The following is a 3,563-nucleotide window of genomic DNA, read 5'->3' as shown; positions in this document are numbered from 1 at the left end:
TCTCGGTTAAGTCTCATCGCTTGTCCTTTTCTTGGTCGAAAACGCAAGTTAGAAACCTAACCATCCCTAGAATTCACTTTCTAGGGATTTTTTTTGTTTTCAGCCTAGATCGGATTTACTTGACGATGAGAATCCGCGAAGTATTTTGGAGAACACACATATTTCTGGCATCCAAAAGAATTCGCTACCGACAAACGAGGGGCAAAATCAACGTTGATTGCCGACAATCTGTGGTTCATTGAATCCAATGCAGATAAATCCTATGCATATTCTGTTCGATGTGTAGAAAACTACAAAAAGTAAAAATTTTAACTAAGACGAAAGTTGTCTTTTGGGTTTTTATGCCAAACTTTAAGAAGAATCCCAAGCCGCGTCTAAAAAAATCAGCAAGAAAAATTTGCTCGTGATGACTGCAAAATCGGCATCCATCAACAGCGCAAGATTTGCATAGAAACATTTAACAGAGTTTTAACATGAACACATTCAAAAAAATCACACTCACCAGCGCGGTCGCTTTTGCGCTGTTCGCCTTTAACGCCTGCGGCGATGACTCCAACTCTACCAGCGCTCCTGGCGAAAACGGTTCCCTGAGTTCCGCAGTTGAGGACGAAGAATCCTCCTCCAGCGTCAACGGTGACTCGTCCTTTTCTGTTCCGGGTTCCTCCTCAAGCGTCGTGAGCGATAGCGAAGGATCTAGCAGTAGCGTCAAGGGCAGTGTCCCTGCCGATGGGGCGTCATCCTCTTCTGTCATTCCCGACCCCGATCGGGAATCTAGCAGTTCCTCGGTGAAATCCTGCAGCAGTTCGGCTAAGTCCAGTTCGTCGGTGAACTCGTCATCAAGCAATAAGCAAAGTAGTAGTTCCGTAAAGTCTTCCAGTTCTTCTGTGAAGTCTTCTTCATCAGTTGCATCGAGTAGTTCCTCGACGCCCATGTCTAGTAGTGAATATGTCCCGTATAATCATTATCGAGCCTTATATTCTGATAGTGTCTTAACGGGCGCATATAAGCAGTTTACTGATTCTCGCACGGGTCGCTCCTACTATTACCTGACCATCAATGGTACAGACAAAAACAATAAGCCGGCCTCAGTCACGGTGATGGCAGAGAACCTGAACATTGGCGAGATGGTTGCCGTCGACAAGGACCAGAAGGACGATTCGAAGATTGAACGCTACTGTTATGACAACGACACCACCAACTGCGACATGTACGGTGGCCTATACCAGTGGGCCGAGATGATGCAGTTGCCCAGTGAATGCAATACCAAGAGCTGTGCTGATCAAATCGAGCCGGACCACCAGGGCATTTGCCCCAACGGTTGGCGTCTGCTAACCCGTGATGATTTTTATATAGTCTTGAATGCTGATGGTAATGATGCCGGATCAAAGGGGGTTCGTGCTACAAGATTCGGCGGACACAACTATAGCGGGTACAGCTTGCTTGGGGCTGGATATAATTGGAAGTATGAGTTCGATCAAGAAGATAAAGGTACTTATTGGTATTATCCAGAAGAAGGACCTTCACATGCCCAGCTTGGTGCAAATGCAGGATACCAATCTAGATCAATGACTGAAAATGGAGTGGCTGAAGTCCATAAGATTCATGGGTTCTCTGTCCGTTGCGTAAAGGTTGAATAATTCAATCGGAGCCTAGACAAAGACTGCTTTGCGTTATACAACCGTTGAGGTCGATGCATCAAAAAAAGTCAGCAAGGAAAATTTGCTCGTGATGACTACAAAATCGGCATCCATCAACAGCGCAAAATTTGCATAGACACATTTAACAGAGTTTTAATATGAACATTTTCAAAAAAATCACACTCACCAGCGCGGTCGCTTTTGCGCTGTTCACCTTTAACGCCTGCGGCGACGACTCGGGCTCCACCAGCGCACTTGGCGAAAACGGTTCCCTGAGTTCCGCAGTTGAGGACGATGACTCATCCTCCAGTATCAACGACGACTCTTCCTCTTCCGTCACTCCTGGCTCTGACCCGGAATCCAGCAGTTCCTCAAAAACTAAAGGATCCTCCTCCAGTGTAAAAGGCTCTGAGTCAACAGGGGCGTCTTCATCAAGCAGAATAACAAATTCATCATCCTCTACTTTAATTTTGCCTTGTGAAGCTGCAGAAGAAGGTGAAATAATGACGATTTTAAAAACTGGAATTGATTATATCTGCACAAATGGTTTTTGGGTAGAAATATCATCTTCTAGTTCAGCGACATCCAGCAGTAGCTATTACGACATGTCGGAACAGTTCAATCCGGACATAGAATATGGATCCATGACAGACCCCCGCGATGGCAAGGTCTATAAAACTGTAAGAGTGGAGTACGGATATGACGACATTGATTCCATCACGATTTTTGCAGAAAACCTGAATTACGGTAAGCTGATTCTCGGTGGTACAGTACAAAGCGATTCCACTAAGTATTGTTACAACGACGATCCTTGGTATTGCGACAATGGGTTTGGCGGACTTTACAGTTGGAGCAACGCCATGAATTTCTCTGCCGCGTGCGATAGTAACGCCGTGGGCACCGACGCGTGTCCTGAAAAATTTAATGATAGCAACGGTTCTTTGCAACACCAGGGCATTTGTCCTGATGGCTGGCATGTGATGAGTACTTTTGCATGGAATGAATTACTTCATATAACACATTTTCCTGATGGAAGTCTTTTCCGTAGTACACATGGCTCCAAGGCTGTATTCGGAGGTTCCAACGATTATGGGGTATCCATACTCCCTGGTGGGTACTGGAATGAAGAATTTAAGTCAATTGGACAAACAGCGATTTTTTGGACTCCCATTCAATCAAGGGATTATCCTGAACGCGCGAACTATATAGCCATTCACAGCAGTAGCTTTAATCGAAATCAAGCACTTCCTAAGGTTCAAGGATATTCTATTCGCTGCGTCCAAAACTATGATAGGGAATAATTAATTACAGAATTTTTCAAGAGAAATAAGGCCGTCCATTTGTAGCCAACGAAGTCGATGCGTCTAAAAAAATCAGCAAGGAAAATTTGCTCGTGATGACTGCAATATCGGCATCCTTCAACAGCGCAAGATTTGCATAGACACACCGACAGAAGCCGACATGAAAGCCTTCAAGAAAAACATCCCTGCCGGTTCCACATGGCTTTCGCGTTAGGCCCCGCCGCCCGTATGGGGTCGGACGCGAAGCGGCTGAACGACAAAAAGACCGAACTGGATTTTTCCAGTTCGGTCTTTTTATAGCGCAAGAGGGCCGGCCCGTAAGGGCAACGCCCACAGTTTTTTTCTAATGAAATTCTAATTGAAATTGGGAGCAATATAAGGGCTTTCAACCCTTCAAAAAACAGTTATTTCTCTAAACTCGCTTTTTTTTAGTGCGACTTACGCAAAACTCGCCTTGATTAAGGAAATCGCCGACGAAGTCTGGGGATAAAACCTGCTTATTAGTTTTCCTGAAAAAGCCCGCGCTCAAAAGCGTGGGCTTTTGCTAATCGGTCTGTTATAGGAACATGGCCATATACAAAGGCAGGTGTGTCACTCCATCCTTTATCATGACATCCTTTGGGTA

The 3,563-nt window shown here is 45.1% G+C and carries 2 protein-coding genes; both read left to right on the top strand.

The genetic code is table 11. The annotated features are described in order from the left end of the window. The first annotated feature begins 473 nt into the window (after nt 1–473). Complete coding sequence (locus tag BGX12_RS15025) at nt 474–1,637, top strand: FISUMP domain-containing protein (RefSeq protein ID WP_109736831.1); 1,164 nt, start codon at nt 474–476, stop codon at nt 1,635–1,637. 158 nt (nt 1,638–1,795) lie between these two features. Next, the gene (locus BGX12_RS15020) at nt 1,796–2,938 is read left to right on the top strand and encodes an FISUMP domain-containing protein (RefSeq protein ID WP_109736830.1); all 1,143 of its coding nucleotides are present in this window, start codon (nt 1,796–1,798) and stop codon (nt 2,936–2,938) included. Nucleotides 2,939–3,563 lie beyond the last annotated feature (625 nt).

Source organism: Fibrobacter sp. UWR4 (genome assembly GCF_003149045.1).
GTDB lineage: Bacteria > Fibrobacterota > Fibrobacteria > Fibrobacterales > Fibrobacteraceae > Fibrobacter.
This window is presented reverse-complemented; position numbering and strand designations above follow the sequence as displayed.